The organism is Prochlorococcus marinus str. MIT 9515 (assembly GCF_000015665.1).
Classification (GTDB): Bacteria; Cyanobacteriota; Cyanobacteriia; order PCC-6307; family Cyanobiaceae; genus Prochlorococcus_A; species Prochlorococcus_A marinus_P.
Map to the genome: position 1 here is coordinate 278,138 of NC_008817.1, position 18,403 is coordinate 296,540.

An 18,403-nucleotide genomic window follows, 5' to 3' on the forward strand; every position below is an offset into this window, starting at 1 on the left:
ACAAGTTTTTTTTAAATTTTCTCCAAAATCTTATCTAATAAATTATTTATCATGAAGATTTCCCAAAAATTTGAAGATCTAACTTTAAAACAACTAGAGAGTTTTGGCTGCTTAATGGGCGTTACTCAACTAGTTTTATACATTGCTTCAGCCAAAGAAGGCTCTAAAGCAACATTTGAAATGATTGCTCAATGGCCAAAAGTTGATAAATTATTAGTATCAATAGATGATGATCCAACATTAAAAGTTTCATCACCTAACAGAAGGTGGTATCCCTTACAAGAAAAAGAAATTTTACTCGGCGTTCTTCGAGTTGAAACTGATTTAAACAATGGTAATTGGCCATTAATACTTGATTCTAGATTGAAAGCTCTCTCAATATCTTTGGCAAAATGCGTATCCATTGAAATAGAACGACAAAATAATAATAAAGAAATAAATGTTTTAAAAAATCAAGTTGACATTGTGATCCATCAGTTGAGAAATCCATTAGCTGCTATAAGAACATATGCAAAATTATTAGTTAAAAGACTTGGATCTGACCTCGGCTCTATAGAAATTGTTGAAAGTATGATGGTAGAGCAAAACCAAATTAACCAATATGTTGACTCTTTTGAACAATTAAATAAACCCATCAAACTTCTTTTAGATATTGGAGAAGAAAGGTTATTATTACCCCCTAATTTAGATAACGGAAAAAAAATAAGTATTCAAGATCTTCTTCTTCCAATTTTGGAAAGAGGAAATGCTAATGCAAAATTAGAAAATAGAGCTTGGATTCAACCTGAGATTTGGCCTGAATGGACTTTATTAGCTGTTAAACCAAGATTTATGGTGATTTCTGAGATTGTCGCTAATTTATTAGAAAATGCTTTTAAGTATGCTAATAAGGATGCAGAAATTGGAATCTTTATTACTAAAAGAGGACTTTGCATTTTTGATGATGGCAAAAAAATAACAAAAAATGAAAACGAGAAAATTTTTCAAAAAGGTTTTAGAGGCGCAGCTTCAAAGAAAAAAGAAGGAACTGGCGTAGGACTTTTTTTGGCGAGAAAATTAGCAAAACAAATTGGAGGAGATTTAAACATAGTAGATAATTCTATGAAAGATAATAATGAAGAATTAAATGCTCTTAAAAAGAAAAACATATTTTATTTAGAACTTCCTATAAAAGAACTGCATTTATAAACAACATTGTTGTTTCAACAAGCACCACGCTTGCTCCGCAGGCATCTCCATTGAATCCACCAATTTTACTACCTAAAAATTTGGGAATTGCATAACTTATAAAAAATCCTATCAATAATAGAAAAATTTGTTTAATTATAAAGTCAGCTGATTTATCTAAAAATAAAAAATAAAAAATAAAAATAAAAATAAAAGTTAAAGAAACTAAAGATTCTTTTTTAAAACCATTCCAGTATTTTTTGTGCTGTATTGACTTTGTCTCAAGAGTTATATATTGAAATTTATCTATAAAGATTAATGTTGAAAACCTTCCCCAAAATAGGCAAATAGGTAATATTGAAATTATTTGGCTTTGAATTTTTAGTAGACATGCAATTTGCATTAAAGTTATAAAAAATAATGATTGAACTCCAAATGCACCAACTTGACTATCTTTCATAGCTTTTAAACATTTATTTTTGCCTGCAAAAATACCATCAAAAGTATCCATTAAGCCATCTAGATGAAGACCCCCAGTAATTAAATACCCAGAAGCCACACAAATTGGAACGGATGCATAAGCAGACCAAGAATTGTTTCTTAAAATCAGATAAATAAGACTTTGTATTAACCCTATGAAAAATCCTATTATTGGGGAAAATTGAGCAATATTTTTAAATTTTGGAGTAATAAAGGGCAACTTTGGAAAAGTAGTATAAAAAATCCAAGCTCCTGCAAGATTATTAATGAAATTGTTTTTGATGAGACTACTGATACTTAGTTATTGAATAATAGAGTAGATTAATAAAAAAAATCAGAAATTCTTTAAAATTTATCGTGTTTAATTTTGAAGTTATATCAAGTTGTAGTAATACAGAAGCTAGAACTGGGATATTCCATACTCCTCATGGTCAAGTTAGAACTCCTAGATTCATGCCAGTGGGCACGTTAGCAACAGTTAAAGGTATCTCCTCACAACAGTTGAAATCTACTGGTTCGGAAATGATTCTTTCTAATACATTTCATCTTCATCTTCAGCCTGGCGAAAAACTTATCAAAGAGGCAGGCGGAATTCATGAATTCATGAATTGGGACAAACCTGTTCTTACCGATTCAGGGGGGTATCAAGTTTTTAGCCTGGCTAAACTAAACAATATTACAAATGAAGGGGTGGAATTTAAAAATCCCAGAGATGGGAGCCCCGTTTTTTTATCTCCTGATAAAGTAATGCGTATTCAAATGGATCTTGGCTCTGATATTGCAATGGCTTTTGATCATTGTCCTCCTCATACTGCGACTGAAAATGATATTCAAGACTCGTTAAATCGTACACATTTATGGTTAGAAAATTGTGTTGAAACTCATAAGAAATCTAATCAAGCATTATTTGGAATTGTGCAAGGGGGGCGGTATCCCAAACTAAGAGAAATTAGTGCCAAATTTACCAGTTCTTTTGGTTTGCCTGGAATTGCTGTAGGGGGAGTTAGTGTTGGAGAGTCAGTTGAGCAAATTCACAACGTTATAAATTTTGTACCAAAATTCTTACCTAAAGATAAACCGAGATACTTAATGGGTATAGGTTCCCTAAAGGAGATAACACTAGCGATTGCAAAAGGATTTGATCTGTTTGATTGTGTTTTGCCAACAAGGTTAGGACGACACGGTACAGCTTTTTTTAATGATGAAAGATGGAATATTCGAAATGCCCGTTTTAAAAATGATTTTTCTCCAATAGATAAAACTTGCAAATGTGAGACTTGTAAATCTTATTCTCGTGCTTATTTGCATCATTTAGTTAGAAATGATGAAATATTAGGTCTAACTCTTATTAGTCTTCATAATATTGCGCATCTGCTTCGATTTACAAATGCAATTTCTGCGGCAATCAAAGATAATTGTTTTACAATAGATTTCGCTCCGTGGAAAAGATCCTCTATTGCTCACCATACGTGGTAACGTTCTAAGATAATTAATTAATTTATTAAGAAGGTGCTCACTCTTTTAAATACATTCGCTGAATTGCCTGAAGCATACAAGGCTTTCGCTCCAACCGTTGATGTTCTTCCTTTAATACCTTTATTTTTCTTTTTACTAGTTTTTGTTTGGCAAGCTGCAGTTGGATTTAAATAAAATATTATTTATTGATTAGAAAGGTATTTCAAGTGATATTGCATCACCTGAGTTTTCTACTGCACACTCAATAAAATCTGCAATTTTTAATGCCCTTGAGGCTTGTTCTCCATCCACCTCGGGAGATTCTTTACCTTGTACGCACTTAAGAAAGTGCTCTAACTCTGCATACAAAGGTTCAATAGAGGTTGTGCTTACTTCCTCAACATAACCATCATTTCTATAAACTAATTCTCCATGCTCTGCTGTATAGGATTCATGAGCCTTTCTATGGATTTGTAATGAATGGTTTAAGAAGTCCGTTTCCACAAGACCATTCTGGCAATGTGCACTTAAACTCCTGATTTTTTTATGACTCATTTTGCTGGCAGTCAAACTCGCAATAATATTATTGTTGAAAACTAAAGTAGCATTTACATAATCTATTAAGCCCTCACTGTTTCTTCCTCCTACAGCCGCTAATTTCTGTATTTTTGAATTTACTAATTCAAGAACTAGATCAATATCATGAATCATTAAATCCATTACAACTGATACATCATTTGCTCTATCTGCATGAGGACTGTGCCTTCTTGCTTCTAAAACAACAATTTCTTCATTTTGAACTATTTTATTTAACTCTCTAAAAGCAGGATTAAATCTTTCAATATGCCCAACTTGTAGAAGACAATTACTAACTTTAGAGGCATTGATTAAAGATTTTGCTTCCAACTCATTAGCTGCAATAGGTTTCTCTATAAGAACATTAATACCGGCCTTAAGACAATCTAGACCTACTTTGTGGTGAAGAAGCGTAGGGACAGCTATACAAATCGCATCAACTTTTGAAAGAAGCTCATGATAATCTTTAAACCACTCACATTGAAATTGCTCTACCGCCAATTTACCTCTGTTTTCGTTTGGATCTGCAACTCCTACTAAATCTGCATCTTTCAGCAAACTAAGCACACGAGCATGATGCCATCCCATATTTCCTATCCCGATTACTCCAACCTTTACTGAAGATGAGGTTGGTTTCATATCTTATAGTCCATGTATATTAAGTTATTATCCTTCATTGGATGTCAATTTTAACTTTTTGGCAGAAATATTTTTACACGATCAATTTTGGGACCTGACATTGAAATTATTTCAAATTTAATATTTTTGAAATCTAAACTATCTCCAATTTTGGGAACCATTTGAAATTTTTCAAGAAGAAATCCTGCTAGTGTATGGTAATCAGCTCCTTCTGGAAGAAAACATCCCAACTTTTTATTGATTTCTATTATTTCTGCTTTTCCTGCAATTGACCACTTTCTGGAGAAATTATCTAACATTTTCATATCAGAATATATCCTGCTACTCAGTCTTTCTTCTCCAACAATTTCTCCAGTAAGATCAGCGGCAGTTATGAGCCCCTCAGTTCCACCATGTTCATCAACAACAAGCAAAAATGGATTATAGTCTCTAACGAGAGGCAATATCTCTGCTAACGAGCATGTCTCAATGACTTTTGTCACAGGTAAAAGGAAAGGTTCTAATAATGTATTTGCTTCCATTTCGCTTTTGGATATTGGTTTTGCTAAGTAACGTAAATCTAAAACCCCTAAAACATCATCTAGTGATTCACCAATCACAAAAAAACGAGCATGCCTTGTTTTATCAACTTGTTTCATAAGTTCAGCAAACGTAATATTTTTTGGCAAAGTTACCATTTCAGATCTTGGAATCATTACTTCTTTGACTTGAGTATCTTTTAAAGCAAAAACACCTTCTAAGATATTTTTCTCATCAGGTTTTAATCCTGTGACATTATCTGTTTCTATTAAAGTTTCTAATTCACCCGCTGATAATACTGAATTTAATGAATCCCATTTGTTGTTTAGATGAAATAACCTTAAACAAGCGCTTGCAAAAAATTCAATTACAGAAACAATAGGTTGCATTCCTTTACGAACAGCATCAAAAATTGTAGTTAATCTCAAAGCAGCTGACTCTGGATTATTAATTACTAATGCTTTAGGAATAAGACCTGATATGAGGGTGACGATAAGTACTATAAATAAAAACATTAAGAGATCATATATTCGATTTGAAAATTTATTTTCGTTCCAAAAATCATTAGCTAAACCTTTACTTAACCAACCAATAGCTATTAGAGAAATTGTTACTCCAAATTGAGAAGCTATTAAGGAAGATATGAATCTTTTTTGAATTTTTAAAATTGAAAATGCCCCTTTTCTTTTCTCTTCTATCAGTCTTAAAACTTTACTTGGTCTTATTAATAAAAATGAAAGTTCACTTGCAGCAAAAAAAGCTGGAAACATCAAAAGTAAAAAAAGTAAAGTTATTTTCATTCGTTAACAAATTAGTGATGGGGGTGGCGAGGATCGAACTCGCCTTAGCCAAATTATGAGTTTGGTGCATTCACCAGATTGCTACACCCCCGGATTTTGCAGTAATGATTAATTACATTCAATTTACTTACAATATAAAAATAATATTTCAAAAAGCACCAACTTAGTAAGTTTTTGTGAGATTTCTTTTTTTTCTCCTAATCTTGAAATATTAGCTGACCTTCTATAAATGAACAATTTTTCTCAGGAGAACAATTTAAATAAGAAGAATTTGTTAAAACTATTAATTGAAAAATCTTATAAGAAAGGAAACTTTATTTTGGCATCCGGTAAAGAAAGTGCTCATTATCTCAATTGTAAACCTGTATCATTAAATGGAAAAGGGTTGCAATTAATTAGTAATTTGTTTTTAGAGTTAATGGATCCAAGTTCAAAAGCTGTGGCTGGTTTAACTTTAGGAGCCGATCCTTTAGTTAGTGGTGTAATCTTAACGGCTGCTTCTAAAGGATTATTATTAGATGCTTTAATTATTAGGAAAGAAACAAAGGAATATGGAACAAAAGCTGGATTAGAGGGCCCTACATTAAAGGAAGAAACTGTAGTGACTGTTTTGGAAGATGTTGTCACTACGGCTGGATCAGCTATTAAAGCAATTAAAAAATTACGAGAAAATAATTTTATAGTTAAAGAAGTTTTGTCTATTGTTGATAGGAAAGAGGGAGGATATGAGGCCTTAAAAGAACACAATATACAATTAAAAAGCTTATTCTCAATAGAAGACTTTCTTATGAATAATGTCCAAAATTAATGTAAAGAAAGACCAAATTTGGCTTGAGAAATTTGATTGCTTTTCTATTACTGGAAAAGATAGTAAAAGATTTTTAAATGGAATAACGACTGGAAATATTGTTAATTTAAATAATAATGTTTTACAAACTTGCTGGTTATCACCAAATGGAATTTTAAAGTCATTACTGGAGATTAATTGCTTAGAGAATAAATTAGACGTAATTGTCTTTGTAGGAAATACTAGTGAAATTAGAAAATACTTTAATGAGATTATTTTCCCCTCCGATGATGTTTTATTAAGTGATACTTTTTCAATTAATAGACTTCAGCACGTTGATGATATTAATTCATGGAGAGTCACACAACCTATCTTTTTTCATAATAAAGATAAAGAATATGCTTTTTACAACAACAATCCAAATTTAATGAATACTAACGATTTACAATCGTGGAAGATTAATCAGGCTATACCATCCTTAGATAGTGAAATTAATGGCAAAAATAATCCACTTGAATTAGGACTTGCAGATCTTGTAGATTTCAATAAAGGTTGTTATTTGGGGCAAGAAACGATGTCAAAAATCAGAAATGTTTCTTCTTTAAAGCAGGAAATCAGAGTATGGACTGCTAAGGATAGAGTTATAAATATAGAGTCTGATAGTAAGAAAATTTATAATAATCAGAATAAAGAAAAAACAGTCGGTTACATTACATCTATTTATAAATCAGATTCTCTAACTACAAAAGGTTTGGCATTGATAAAGAGGAAATACTTGGATAAGGAAAACTCTTTTTTTTCTGATAAATTTGGCCAAATTTCAATAGATAAATCTGTAGGTTCAACTTTTCTTTAATCAATAATTGCGTTTTTTGATTAACCACTTTGCGATTTGAAGTGTAGCCATACAGTCATCTCTATTGTATTGAATAATCTTTTTTAAAAAAAGATCATTCAAAGTATTTTTGTATTGTATCCACCAATATAAAGCTTTTGATCCACTTACATTTTTTTGTCTCCATTTGAATCCCATCCAATTGGCAACTGTTTTTAAACTATAGTTTCTAATCGGTAATATCCATGAACCTCTAACTATTAAGTGCAAGTCTATGAATCGGGACTTAAGGATCTCAATTTCTTTTACATCAAGATTTAATTGCCTTGCTAATTTTAATATTGCTATTTTCTCAGTTTCTCCATAATGTAAAACTGGCCAGGATTTTTCAGACAAAAGTTTCTGAATAATTTCTTGATTTGATTTTTTGCAATTTTTTTTGAGGTTTAATATTGGATCATAAAAATCATCTTTAACATTTTCAAATAAATTATTTACTTTTAAAAATCCATATAAAAAATCATGCTTCTCATCCGGATTTGACTCAATATCAAACATAAAGAATCCTGAATCTTTTTTTGATAAAAGAGAAGATAAGTTATCACTTTCAAAAATTCGAATTGGTGTTCCTGATAAATATGCTTTTGATTGATTTATAAACTTTGAAGCTTTTTCAAACTTTTGATCTTTGAATTGATTCAGTTTTTCTCCTAAATCTATTTCTCGAGCAGTAGCAAGTTCTTTAATATTAGAGATCCCACTTTTATGGAGAAGGAAAGCAGTTTTAGAACCGATACCGTCTATATCAGTTAAATATCCATTATCTTTTGCTTCGGTATCGCAAAACTTCTGCCATGAACATATCGTACATTTTTTTCTGTCTTCAGTAATATCCGGAATAGATCTTTTTAGAGTTTCGTTTAAATTTAAAAAGGTACTTAATACTTTTTTTCTTAATCGTTGGTTTAAATCAATTCTTTCAATATTAATTTGATTTGAATAATTTGAAATTACTAATCCCGCCTCAATTTTTGATTCTTGAAAGGGTTCTAATAAAATCGAACAAAAGGCTAAATCAAATAGATGCTCTTTTGTTGTTCTATGGCCTAACTTATACATAACAGGAATATATTTGTAATCTCCCCATTTGCTATGTCCAACTACTTTTTTAAGTAATTGAGGTTGGATTTCTGCATTTATGTTGTTGGTTAATTTTGATCTCGCTTTTAATCCAATTACTCCGCGTGAACCCTTCTTACATGCTTTTGTTCCGGTATATAAATCTCCATTACTTATTTTATAAAAGTTTTTGTATCTATTAATTATTTCTATAGATAGATGTGGTGACCAAATTTTATGCAACTTATTGCCCTGATAATCAAGCCAAGCTTTTCTCTTGCATCTAATAAAACTTTTTAAATAAAGATTATTCAAATTTTTTTGCAAAGGCAGTTTAAATTTTTACTTATATAAATTAATATAGATAATTATTGGAAATCAAGGAACTTTTTAACTTTGTCTGAAAATGAACTAGATAAAATAAAATTCGGAACTGATGGATGGAGAGGAATAATTGGATTTGATTTCAATTTGTCAAATCTCTCTAGGGTAGTTGTTGCTTCATGTCAAGAATTAGATTATCAATACTTCGATGAAACTAAATCTAAAAAAATACTCATAGGTTACGATCGTAGATTCATGGCAAGTGAGTTTGCAAATGAGATAGCCTCTTATGTGAAGGGATGTGGTTTTGAACCTGTGTTATCCCATACTTATGTTCCAACACCTGCCTGTAGTTTATATGCCAAACATAATATGTTTTTAGGTTGTTTGGTAATTACAGCAAGTCATAATCCATATAATTGGCTAGGCCTAAAGATTAAGAGTTTTAAGGGATGCTCTGTAGATGAATCTTTTACAAAGGAAGTTGAAAAAAGGCTGCTTCTTGAAAACTCAATTGAAAGATTAGAAGGCCCATATGACAAAGTTGATATTAAGAAGTTTCATTTAGATCAGATTAAATCAAATTTTAATATTGATTTTATTGTAAATAATTTAAAGAAAATGAATCTGCATATTTTTGTTGATTCGATGCATGGTTCGGCTGCAAATTGTATTAGCCAGATATTTGATAGTTATGATTCAAATATCTTCACTGAAATTAGAGCTAATTATGATCCCTTATTTGGAGGTAATCCTCCAGAACCACTTCTAAAATATTTAGAAAATTTATCTGAAATTTTAATAACAAATTCTAAAAAAGGTATTAAAACTCTTGGAATAATTTTTGATGGAGATGGCGATAGGATTGCTGTAATTGATGAAAAAGGAAGATTTTGTAGTACGCAAGTTTTATTACCTTTTTTTATAAGTTACTTGGGCGAAAAGAATAAGAATTTATTTCCAGTACTTAAAACTGTTAGTGGTTCAGACATTATTGGTAATATCGCAAAAAATCAAAATCGAGAGGTTGTTGAATTACCTGTAGGTTTTAAATATATTGCAAAAAAAATGATTAACGAAGAAATATTTATTGGAGGAGAAGAATCAGGAGGGGTAGGCTTTGGAGACTTTATGCCAGAGAGAGATGCGTTATATGCGGCTATGGTTTTATTAAATGGAATCGCAGAAAAATCGAAATATCTTTGTGAAACTTTAGATGAAATTCAACAAAAATTTGGACCAAGTTTTTATAGAAGAATTGATATTAAATTTCCAAATCAGTCAGAAAAAGAAATTTTTAAAAAATTTATTAATAATAATATTCCTTCAGAAATATGTGGACATAAGATTATTAGTATCTCCCATGTCGACGGTATAAAATTGAGGCTTGATAATAATTTCTGGCTATTATTTAGGTTTTCAGGAACAGAGCCTCTTTTAAGATTATATTGTGAGGCTACATCTGAATATGATTTAAATGAGGTTTTGCAATGGAGTCAAAAATTCATAAACAGAGTTAAACAAAATCAATGAAAATTTTATATTTAGCAAGCAAAAACTTTGGAAAAATTAAAGAATATAAAAAATTACTATCAAATGTAAATTGTCAATTATTGCTTCAACCAGAATCAATAGAAGTTGAAGAAAATGGCAATACATTTAGGGAGAATGCAATTAAAAAAGCATGTGAAGTTTCTAAAAAGACAGGAAACTATGCAATAGCAGATGATTCGGGAATATGTATTGATGCTTTGGACGGGAAGCCAGGCATTTACTCATCGCGATATGCAGAAAATGATCAAAGAAGAATAGAAAGAGTTTTAAAAGAACTTGATGGAGAAAAAAATCGATGTGCTTTTTTCATAGCAAATGTTTGTGTTTGCAGTCCAAGTGGGGATTTAATATTAGAATCGGAAGCTAAATGTTTCGGCAATATTATTGAAAAACCCAGAGGAAATAGTGGCTTTGGATATGATCCTATTTTTGAAGAGGTGTCAAGTCGATTAACTTTCGCTGAGATGAATAATGAATTAAAAGATGAATGTAGTCATCGTGGCAAAGCATTAAAAAAAATTATTCCTCAATTGTTAGAAATATTTGCATAATTAATTATTAACCCAAGATCCATGCAGGCCATGTGGAATTGATATCGGAAGCTCATAAATAGCTAATTCTTTTAAATCATTGGCATCTAATATCACAAGATCACTTCCTCTTCTACTACCATTCCATATCAGAACAAATAAGTAACCGTCATCTTCTTTATTTGATATTTGTGATGGGACCATTATTGGTTCACTAACGAATCCACTAGGTGCTGCTGACCAATAAATTTCCTCTTTGGTAGTCAAATTAATTTTCTTTATAGCCTGTAGAGGAGCATTTCCTGTCTTCTTATCAGTACAAGCCATCCATGAATGAGTCGCTTTTAATCCTAAGAATTTGGGATTAACAGTAGCGAATTCGCAAGTTTGTGTACTTAAAGTTTCAAATTGAGACTTTTTCCCTTTAAGGTCGATAATAGATCTTTTTAAATTCCCAGCTGGATATTGATCAAAATCAATATCCCTAAAATTTTCGTCTGGACCAACAGAAGGGAAATCATCATAAAAAATACTATCTAAAATTATGTTTGAATCCTTTTCGAATGCATTAACATGATGAAAAACAAATCCCTCTGGGGCATCTATAGTTATTGATGGTTGCCCCTTAAATAAACCGCTTTCCCTTGGGATTATAAAAAATTTTGCTTTTTTATTGGGATTTGATTTCAAACATTGAGCGGCTCCTTTTTGGCCCATCACAAATGGCAGTGGGTTGAAGTCGATAGCATTCTGTAAAAATATTGCCCAATTGGTTGTAATTGCGAAATCATGAAGGAATGCAAAACCATTAAATGTATCTTTCCTGTCAAATATCAATTCACCAGAATTTTCACCAGCATTTGAAAATTCCATTAATCTAATAGTGCTTTTTGGCCCGGTTTGTACTCCAAAAGTCACCATGACTTCAGAGGAATAATTTGAATTGAAATCTGCTTTTGGATGAGCACTAAAAGCTTCATTGGCTTTTAAAACCCCATTCAAAGTTGTTAATCCTTTTGTATCTAGATTACTTGGTTCTAAGGCATGTGGACCTGCTGCTTCCCATAGTGCGAGAACTTCATTACCTAGTTTTACAACGTGTGTATTAGCAATATTTTTGAATTTTAAATCCAGAGCATTATTTAATATGCCCCCACTTTTTTGAGTACCAAAAACGCCTCTATAAACAAATTTATTAATCTTTGTTTCCTCTATATAACCTTTTGTTCTCACAAACTTATTTGTTAATGATGGTTTCCCATTCTTAAAGTTAATTGCAGTGATCATGCCATCTCCATCGAATGGATGATGAACCCATTGACCTCCTCTCTCTAATATGCCGGGCCCGTTTCTAAGCAAAGTTCCGTTTAATTCAACAATATTTTCGCCTTTAGTAATCTTTAATGATTCATTTGTTAATTCTGTTTCAACATTTTTATATGCGCTAGACCAATCTTCTTTATTAAAAGCTTGATTAGTCTTAATTTGTTTGTCTTGAATATAAGTCACTTTAAAGTTTTATTTTTATTTATTTTCGCCAAAAATCTATAAAATTGTGGCTTATTAAAAAAAATACTTAAATTGTATAGCTAATCAATTTCTAGCATTCCTTTACTACTAGGGATAGTTCCGGATCTCCTTAAATCTATTTCAGTAGCCATTCTCATTGATCTTGAAAAGGCTTTAAAACATGCCTCAACTATATGATGAGAATTTCTCCCTTCTATTTGGTTGATATGAAGGGTTATTCCACTACTGTTAACAAAAGCTATAAAAAATTCTCTTACTAATTCAGTATCATAATTTCCTATTCTTGGTGCTTTCAATTTGAGACCATAAGATAAATGAGGCCTTCCTGAACAATCTAAGGTCACTTGAACTAAAGCCTCATCTAAAGGTGCAAAAAAATGCCCAAATCTGTTTATCCCCTTTCTTTCTCCAAGGGCTTTGGTAAATGCTTTACCAAGGGCAATTCCGACATCCTCATTTGTATGATGATCATCAATGTGTGTATCTCCTATAGCTCTTATTTTTAAATCAAATAATCCGTGACTTGATATTTGATGAAGCATATGATCTAAGAAGGGTATCCCTGTATCAATTTCTGAAATTCCGTTGCCATCTATATTAATAAAAATACTAATATCTGTTTCATTTGTTTTTCTTTTAATTTCAGCTTGTCTTGAGGATGACATTTTAGTTTTTAAAATTTTAATTTACATTCCATTAATGCAATAACCTGCATCAACATAAATAGTTTGGCCTGATATACCACTTGCAAGATCACTCAAAAGAAAAGCAGCCGTATTACCTACTTCTGTTTGAGTAACTGTTCTGCGTAAGGGGGCTTTTTCTTCAACATTATGTATCATATCTAAAATGCCACCTATTGCAGAACTGGCAAGTGTTCTGATTGGGCCAGCACTTATTGCATTTACTCTTACTTGCCTTTCAGGACCAAGTTCTGCAGAAAGGTACCTCACAGACGCTTCAAGAGCTGCTTTGGCTACTCCCATCACATTGTAATTGGGTATGGCTCTTTCAGATCCTAAATAAGTTAAAGAAACGACCCCGGCACCATCACTGAATAGTGGTTTTGCTGCCTTACATAGAGGTGCTAAAGAATAAGCACTAATATTTAAAGCTCTATCAAAACCTTCGGATGAAGTCGCACTATAATCTCCGATTAATTCATCACGGCCAGCGAATGCAAGACAATGAACTAACCCATCAATTTGCCCCCAATTATTTTTAATATTTTCAAAAATTTCTTCAATTTGAGAAGGATTCTGCACATCAAGCGGGAGGAATAGTGATGGCTTTAAATCTTTCGTTAACTCTCTAACTTTAGACTCAAATCTCCCTTTTTCATCTGGCAAATATGTAATTCCTAGTTCAGCGCCAGCTTTTGAAAGTTGCTGAGCTATACCCCATGCTATTGAACGATTGTTGGCAATTCCAGTAACTAGAATTTTTTTGCCAGTTAAATTTAGAAGCATTTTATTTATTATTTATATAATTCTCCTACAAAAAGTACACTTCTTTGCGTATTACTGCAAAATATACAATAATTTTCAACTATAAGAAATATTTTTTAAGCATGGTTAAAACAAATTCAATGTATTTGGAATTAGGGACTCAATTACCTTTTTTCGAAATGATTAATGTCAATTCATCTAATCAAGAAAAATATAATTTTTCAAGACTGGATAATAGACATTTACTATTAATGTTTATTTGCGCCCATTGCCCTTTTGTAAAATATATTGAAAATCATATTTCAGTTTTAAGCGCTGATATTGAGGATCAAGTTCAAACTATTGCAATTTCAAGTAATGATATTGTTACTCATCCTTCTGATTCTCCAGAGAATTTAAGAAATCAAGCTAAATTGCAAGGCTGGACTTTTCCTTATCTGTATGATGAAAGGCAAGTTTTTGCCAAAAAATTAAAGGCTGCATGCACGCCTGATTTCTATCTTTTTTCAAATGCTGGGAATAAAAAATTCCCCCTTTTTTATCATGGACAACTTGATAGTAGTAGACCTAGTAATGATATTCCCATTACAGGAGAAGATTTACGAGCCGCGGTTCAAGAATTAAATAAAAATAGTAATTATCCTAACCCTCAACAACCATCGCTTGGATGTAATATTAAATGGACTCCAGGTGGAGAACCTGATTGGTTTAAATAAAGTAAACATAATGTTCTTCCCAGAGAAAAGCCTTTAAAGCTAATATGATTAATATGCAAATCCCTCCATTTACCTTAGAAAGACAGTTCAAAGAAATTGGCTCTGATATCGAAGATGCTGTTTTGAAAGTTCTTAAAGGTGGACAATATGTAGGCGGTCATGAGATTTCTAGATTTGAAGAGAATTTCGCATCTCTTATTGGAGTAAATCATGCTATTGGGTGTAATAGTGGAACTGATGCATTAATACTTGCTTTACGTGCTTTAGACATTGGAGAGGGGGATGAAGTAATTACTTCATCTTTTAGTTTTTTCGCTACTGCTGAAGCTATCAGTGCAGTAGGAGCCAATCCTGTTTTGGTAGATATTAATCCAACTAATTATTTAATTAATATTGATTTAATTGAAAGAGAAATAAACTCTAATACCAAAGCAATTATGCCAGTCCATTTATTTGGTAATGCTGTAAATATGAAATCAATAAAAGTATTAGCTAAAAAATATGATTTAAAAATAATTGAGGATTGTGCTCAAGCAACTTGTACTTTATGGGGTAATTCTAAGGTAGGTAGTATTGGAGACATTGGATGCTTTAGCTTTTTCCCAACTAAGAACTTAGGGGCTGCTGGAGATGGTGGTGCAGTTACAACCTCAGATTACAATATTGCTAGAAAAGTAAGAGAGTTGGCAGTTCATGGAAGTCCTAAAAGATATCACCATACTCAAATAGGATATAATAGTAGGCTCGATACTCTACAAGCAGCGGTCTTAAATATCAAACTAAAATCCCTATCAAAATGGATCAGTAATCGTCAAAAAATAGCCAATAATTATTTTGAATTATTAGAAGAAAATAGTTTTCTTCACTTCCCTATGATTGATTTTGACTCTATTTCGCATTCTTGGAATCAATTTGTGATCAGATTAAAAAATTATAATTATGATATAAACAATAATTACTCAAATTTATTTGAAACTGATTTCAATAAAAATAATTCTTTGAGAAATTTATTGAAACTCAGACTTTCCGAGAAAGGAATTAATTCAATTATTTATTATCCGATTCCAATACATGCACAAATAGCATACAAAAATATAAATTTCTCTAGAGAAAAACTTATTAATACAGAGATAGTTTGCACTGAAGTACTTAGTCTTCCAATGTATCCGGAAATTTCTTATGAAGAACAAGTTTATGTATCTAAAAACTTTAATATTATTTTAAAAAAATGTATTGACGAACTTCAAATATGTGCGTAAAGATCTTTAAAAAGTCTTTGCTGAGTATTGTGATTAACTATAGCTCCATAATAATTATTTTTTTCCAAATCAGAAATCTCACCATTTAGGATATCTTTATTAGGTACTTTAGATAATTCTGGAATCCAGAATTTAATATATTTGCAAATAGGATCGAATTTTTTAGTTTGAGTATATGGATTAAAAATTCTTAATGGCTTTGGATCCATGCCACTACTTGCACTCCATTGCCAACCTCCATTATTTGCGGCTAAGTCTCCATCCACCAATACCTTCATAAATTTTTCTTCACCCATTTGCCAATTGCAAATAAGATCTTTTACGAGAAATGAAGCAACTATCATTCGACATCTATTATGCATCCAGCCTGTACTATTAAGTTGTCTCATTGCTGCATCGATAATAGGAACTCCAGTTTCTCCATTGCTCCATCGATCAAACCATTCATGATTATTTTGCCAAGGAAAATGATCCCATTTTTTTCTGTAAGGTCCTTTTTCTAATTCTGGAAAATGGAATAAGCAATGTTGATAGAATTCTCTCCAAACTAGTTCTTTTTGCCAAGTTTCTATTGATATTTTATTATGGTTATTTTTATTTTTTAAGTCAGTAAACAAGGTTGAATTCCAGACTTTTCTTATACTTATTGTCCCAAATCTCAATGATGCACTTAGGAATGATGTTCCGTTTTGATCAGGAAAGTCTCTTGAAGATGCGTATGATCCAATTTTATCTTGGTTAATAAATTGGTCTAATAATTTTTCTGCAGCTATTTCTCCTGGTTTGCAAGGACATAAATTAATACCATCAAAATTTACTTTTTTTATAAATTTCTCTAATATTAATCTTGAACTATCAATTTTTTGACTTTCTTTAATCCCTATTTCTAAATCCTTTAATTTACCAATATTATTAAGATTTTTTTTCGAAGTGAGTAATTGTAGTTTTGACTTTAATTTTTTGTAAAACGGACCATAAACTGTATATGGTTTGTTACTTCCAGTATGAATTTGAGAAGGTTCTAATAATAAGTGATCCCATAATTCTATAATCTCAATTTTAAACTTTTTTAAAGTATTTTTAATTTCTAAATCACGATTAATTTCATAAGGTTCTATTGCTTTATTCCAAGCAACAAATTTAGCATCAATTAATTGAGCCAATTTAGGTATGAGAGTTAATGGATTACCTTCATCTATAATCATTCGACTACCAAGGGTTTCCCAATTTCTGCTTAATTCTTGCAATGAATTTCCAAGAAACCATGCTCTAGAATTCGCATTAAAGTCTTGAGAATAATTTTGATCAAAAATATATGTTGAAGTAATAGCATTTGATAAAGAAAATGCTTTTGACAAAGCGTTATTGTCATAAATTCGAAGATCTTTTCTATGCCAAAAAAGTATTCTGGGATTATTCATTAAATTCCTAAAAATTGCTTTGCTCTAAACCAAGCTGTTACTGTCTTTGCATCAAGGACTTCATCACCACAAGAAATTAAATTATCTAAATTCTGAGGATCCATAAGCAAAACTTCTATATCTTCGTCTAAATCCCCTTTTACCTTATTTTTTAATTTACTTAAATCACGTGCAAGAAATAAATGAATGACTTCATCTGAATATCCAGGAGCATTTACTAGAGCTCCTAGTTTATCCCATTTTTCTGCTTTATATCCAGCCTCCTCCTGAATTTCTCTTTTGATTGAGTTTATTGGGGTCTCTCCAATTTCTAAAGTACCTGCTGGAAATTCCAGCAAATATCTAGATACAGCAAATCTGTATTGGCGCAGGAGTATAACTTTATTTTCGTTTGTTATGGGAACAGCTAATGCAGCGTTTGGGAATATTATTTGTCCATATTCATCTTCATGTCCATTAGGTAGCTCAATTCTATTGATTTCAAAACTAAATTTTTTTGTTTTTAACTCGGAGATTTTTTCTTTAAAAATGGCTTTTTTGAAGTGAATGTTATCATCCATAATTTAAATAAAAATACCCTAACAGTTATTTTAGGATTTTGGAAATTAATCAACAAGCCATCTTTCTTCTTCAACTTTTTTAACTGTTTGTGTTCTACTTAAGACTTCAGAAAGGGGAGATATTATAAAATTACGATTCATAAATCTTGGGTGAGGTAATATTAATTCTTCATCCTTGAAACAAAAATCTTCCCACCATAAAATATCTAAATCTAAACATCTAGATAACCATTTCATGTTATTGGGAGTCTTTTTTCTTCCAAAATTTCTTTCCAAATTTTTAAATTCTCTTAGAAGGAATTTTGCATTTTCTGTTGTTTGCTTTGGGAAAGAGTTACTTTTGACTAGGACAAGTGTGTTTAGATAATTTGGTTGATTATCCTTGACTCCATGAGGACTTGATTCATATATTGAAGACCAATAAAAAATTGTTTCAGATGATTCAGTTTCTTTATTACAATATTTAGATTGGTTTATCCAACTCTTTATTAAAGTCTCAATTTTTGGTTTGCAAATTATAAATGTTTCAATAGGTTTTCCATAATTACTATCAATATTTGCTCCTAATGATATACATAGTCCATTTTTGATATTAAGATTTGATAATTCCACTAAAAAAAACATTGTTATTGGATAAATTCTATATCAGGGATTTTTAAAGTGATTTTGGAAAAAAAGTTAAAA

General features: G+C 31.2%; 19 protein-coding genes and 1 tRNA gene. 9 read left to right on the top strand and 11 right to left on the bottom strand.

Annotation, left to right across the window (positions count from 1 at the left end; translation table 11 throughout):
- Positions 1 to 51: 51 nt before the first annotated feature.
- Positions 52 to 1,188, top strand: a complete 1,137-nt coding sequence (locus tag P9515_RS01485; protein WP_011819621.1) for a sensor histidine kinase — start codon at positions 52 to 54, stop codon at positions 1,186 to 1,188.
- On the opposite strand, the gene P9515_RS01490 is transcribed toward P9515_RS01485, so the two are convergent.
- A complete protein-coding gene (locus P9515_RS01490; RefSeq protein WP_041710545.1) occupies positions 1,166 to 1,915 on the bottom strand; it encodes an adenosylcobinamide-GDP ribazoletransferase in 750 nt (249 codons plus the stop codon). The two genes, P9515_RS01485 and P9515_RS01490, sit on opposite strands and share 23 nt — an antisense overlap.
- Before the next feature lie 89 nt (positions 1,916 to 2,004).
- Here P9515_RS01490 and tgt point away from each other — a divergent pair, with 89 nt between their 5' ends.
- Both tgt and P9515_RS01500 read left to right on the top strand, forming a co-directional pair.
- On the top strand, positions 2,005 to 3,123 hold the full coding sequence (gene tgt / locus P9515_RS01495) for a tRNA guanosine(34) transglycosylase Tgt (protein ID WP_011819623.1): 1,119 nt from the start codon (positions 2,005 to 2,007) through the stop codon (positions 3,121 to 3,123).
- 33 nt (positions 3,124 to 3,156) lie between these two features.
- Positions 3,157 to 3,297, top strand: coding sequence for a photosystem II reaction center protein K (locus P9515_RS01500; RefSeq protein ID WP_011131909.1), 141 nt, complete (start codon positions 3,157 to 3,159; stop codon positions 3,295 to 3,297).
- 15 nt (positions 3,298 to 3,312) lie between these two features.
- Here P9515_RS01500 and P9515_RS01505 read toward each other — a convergent pair whose 3' ends face one another.
- From P9515_RS01505 to P9515_RS01515, 3 genes are all read right to left on the bottom strand, one after another.
- Complete coding sequence (locus tag P9515_RS01505; RefSeq protein ID WP_011819624.1) at positions 3,313 to 4,317, bottom strand: Gfo/Idh/MocA family protein; 1,005 nt, start codon at positions 4,315 to 4,317, stop codon at positions 3,313 to 3,315.
- A gap of 50 nt (positions 4,318 to 4,367) precedes the next feature.
- Entirely contained in the window at positions 4,368 to 5,636 is a 1,269-nt protein-coding gene (locus tag P9515_RS01510) for a hemolysin family protein (RefSeq protein ID WP_011819625.1), read from the bottom strand.
- Between the two features lie 18 nt (positions 5,637 to 5,654).
- Positions 5,655 to 5,727, bottom strand: a tRNA-Ile gene (locus tag P9515_RS01515).
- Between the two features lie 138 nt (positions 5,728 to 5,865).
- On the opposite strand from P9515_RS01515, the gene pyrE reads away from it, so the two are divergent.
- Both pyrE and ygfZ read left to right on the top strand, forming a co-directional pair.
- Positions 5,866 to 6,444, top strand: coding sequence for an orotate phosphoribosyltransferase (gene pyrE, locus P9515_RS01520; protein WP_011819626.1), 579 nt, complete (start codon positions 5,866 to 5,868; stop codon positions 6,442 to 6,444).
- On the top strand, positions 6,431 to 7,279 hold the full coding sequence (gene ygfZ, locus P9515_RS01525) for a CAF17-like 4Fe-4S cluster assembly/insertion protein YgfZ (RefSeq protein WP_011819627.1): 849 nt from the start codon (positions 6,431 to 6,433) through the stop codon (positions 7,277 to 7,279). The genes pyrE and ygfZ overlap by 14 nt, the downstream gene beginning before the upstream one ends.
- Here ygfZ and P9515_RS01530 read toward each other — a convergent pair whose 3' ends face one another.
- Positions 7,280 to 8,692 (bottom strand): TM0106 family RecB-like putative nuclease, encoded by a 1,413-nt coding sequence (locus tag P9515_RS01530; RefSeq protein ID WP_041710685.1) that lies wholly within the window; start codon positions 8,690 to 8,692, stop codon positions 7,280 to 7,282.
- 81 nt (positions 8,693 to 8,773) lie between these two features.
- On the opposite strand from P9515_RS01530, the gene P9515_RS01535 reads away from it, so the two are divergent.
- Together P9515_RS01535 and rdgB are read left to right on the top strand one after the other, a co-directional pair.
- A complete protein-coding gene (locus tag P9515_RS01535; protein ID WP_011819629.1) occupies positions 8,774 to 10,234 on the top strand; it encodes a phosphoglucomutase/phosphomannomutase family protein in 1,461 nt (486 codons plus the stop codon).
- Positions 10,231 to 10,806 (top strand): RdgB/HAM1 family non-canonical purine NTP pyrophosphatase, encoded by a 576-nt coding sequence (rdgB, locus tag P9515_RS01540; protein WP_011819630.1) that lies wholly within the window; start codon positions 10,231 to 10,233, stop codon positions 10,804 to 10,806. The genes P9515_RS01535 and rdgB overlap by 4 nt, the downstream gene beginning before the upstream one ends.
- On the opposite strand, the gene P9515_RS01545 is transcribed toward rdgB, so the two are convergent.
- The 3 genes from P9515_RS01545 to fabI form a co-directional block, all read right to left on the bottom strand.
- Complete coding sequence (locus tag P9515_RS01545; protein WP_011819631.1) at positions 10,807 to 12,294, bottom strand: carotenoid oxygenase family protein; 1,488 nt, start codon at positions 12,292 to 12,294, stop codon at positions 10,807 to 10,809.
- An 80-nt stretch (positions 12,295 to 12,374) separates the two neighbouring features.
- On the bottom strand, positions 12,375 to 12,980 hold the full coding sequence (gene hisB / locus P9515_RS01550; RefSeq protein ID WP_011819632.1) for an imidazoleglycerol-phosphate dehydratase HisB: 606 nt from the start codon (positions 12,978 to 12,980) through the stop codon (positions 12,375 to 12,377).
- Between the two features lie 21 nt (positions 12,981 to 13,001).
- Positions 13,002 to 13,784, bottom strand: coding sequence for an enoyl-ACP reductase FabI (gene fabI / locus P9515_RS01555; protein WP_011819633.1), 783 nt, complete (start codon positions 13,782 to 13,784; stop codon positions 13,002 to 13,004).
- Positions 13,785 to 13,885: 101 nt separating this feature from the next.
- Between fabI and P9515_RS01560 the strand changes: the two genes are divergently transcribed.
- Together P9515_RS01560 and P9515_RS01565 are read left to right on the top strand one after the other, a co-directional pair.
- Positions 13,886 to 14,479 (top strand): thioredoxin family protein, encoded by a 594-nt coding sequence (locus P9515_RS01560; RefSeq protein ID WP_011819634.1) that lies wholly within the window; start codon positions 13,886 to 13,888, stop codon positions 14,477 to 14,479.
- A gap of 53 nt (positions 14,480 to 14,532) precedes the next feature.
- Positions 14,533 to 15,738 carry a DegT/DnrJ/EryC1/StrS family aminotransferase gene (locus P9515_RS01565; protein ID WP_041710687.1) on the top strand — a complete coding sequence of 402 codons (1,206 nt, stop codon included), beginning with the start codon at positions 14,533 to 14,535 and terminating at the stop codon, positions 15,736 to 15,738.
- Here the strand turns inward: P9515_RS01565 and P9515_RS01570 are convergent.
- Genes P9515_RS01570 through folK form a run of 3 tightly spaced genes read right to left on the bottom strand, consistent with a single transcriptional unit; the run spans position 15,723 to position 18,331 of the window.
- The gene (locus P9515_RS01570) at positions 15,723 to 17,159 is read right to left on the bottom strand and encodes a cryptochrome/photolyase family protein (protein WP_011819636.1); all 1,437 of its coding nucleotides are present in this window, start codon (positions 17,157 to 17,159) and stop codon (positions 15,723 to 15,725) included. The genes P9515_RS01565 and P9515_RS01570 overlap by 16 nt on opposite strands.
- Entirely contained in the window at positions 17,159 to 17,719 is a 561-nt protein-coding gene (locus P9515_RS01575; protein WP_011819637.1) for an NUDIX hydrolase, read from the bottom strand. Before P9515_RS01575 ends, P9515_RS01570 begins: the two co-directional genes overlap by 1 nt.
- A gap of 45 nt (positions 17,720 to 17,764) precedes the next feature.
- Positions 17,765 to 18,331, bottom strand: coding sequence for a 2-amino-4-hydroxy-6-hydroxymethyldihydropteridine diphosphokinase (gene folK / locus P9515_RS01580; RefSeq protein WP_041710689.1), 567 nt, complete (start codon positions 18,329 to 18,331; stop codon positions 17,765 to 17,767).
- Positions 18,332 to 18,403: the final 72 nt, after the last annotated feature.

Excerpts from the sequence above, each read along its gene's own strand:
- rdgB (WP_011819630.1), top strand. The coding sequence starts at position 10,231 with ATGAAAATTTTATATTTAGCAAGCAAAAACTTTGGAAAAATTAAAGAA.
- P9515_RS01485 (WP_011819621.1), top strand. The coding sequence starts at position 52 with ATGAAGATTTCCCAAAAATTTGAAGATCTAACTTTAAAACAACTAGAG.
- ygfZ (WP_011819627.1), top strand. The coding sequence starts at position 6,431 with ATGTCCAAAATTAATGTAAAGAAAGACCAAATTTGGCTTGAGAAATTT.
- P9515_RS01570 (WP_011819636.1), bottom strand. The coding sequence starts at position 17,159 with ATGAATAATCCCAGAATACTTTTTTGGCATAGAAAAGATCTTCGAATT.
- fabI (WP_011819633.1), bottom strand. The coding sequence starts at position 13,784 with ATGCTTCTAAATTTAACTGGCAAAAAAATTCTAGTTACTGGAATTGCC.
- P9515_RS01510 (WP_011819625.1), bottom strand. The coding sequence starts at position 5,636 with ATGAAAATAACTTTACTTTTTTTACTTTTGATGTTTCCAGCTTTTTTT.
- P9515_RS01560 (WP_011819634.1), top strand. The coding sequence starts at position 13,886 with ATGGTTAAAACAAATTCAATGTATTTGGAATTAGGGACTCAATTACCT.
- P9515_RS01505 (WP_011819624.1), bottom strand. The coding sequence starts at position 4,317 with ATGAAACCAACCTCATCTTCAGTAAAGGTTGGAGTAATCGGGATAGGA.
- P9515_RS01565 (WP_041710687.1), top strand. The coding sequence starts at position 14,533 with ATGCAAATCCCTCCATTTACCTTAGAAAGACAGTTCAAAGAAATTGGC.
- hisB (WP_011819632.1), bottom strand. The coding sequence starts at position 12,980 with ATGTCATCCTCAAGACAAGCTGAAATTAAAAGAAAAACAAATGAAACA.
- P9515_RS01575 (WP_011819637.1), bottom strand. The coding sequence starts at position 17,719 with ATGGATGATAACATTCACTTCAAAAAAGCCATTTTTAAAGAAAAAATC.
- pyrE (WP_011819626.1), top strand. The coding sequence starts at position 5,866 with ATGAACAATTTTTCTCAGGAGAACAATTTAAATAAGAAGAATTTGTTA.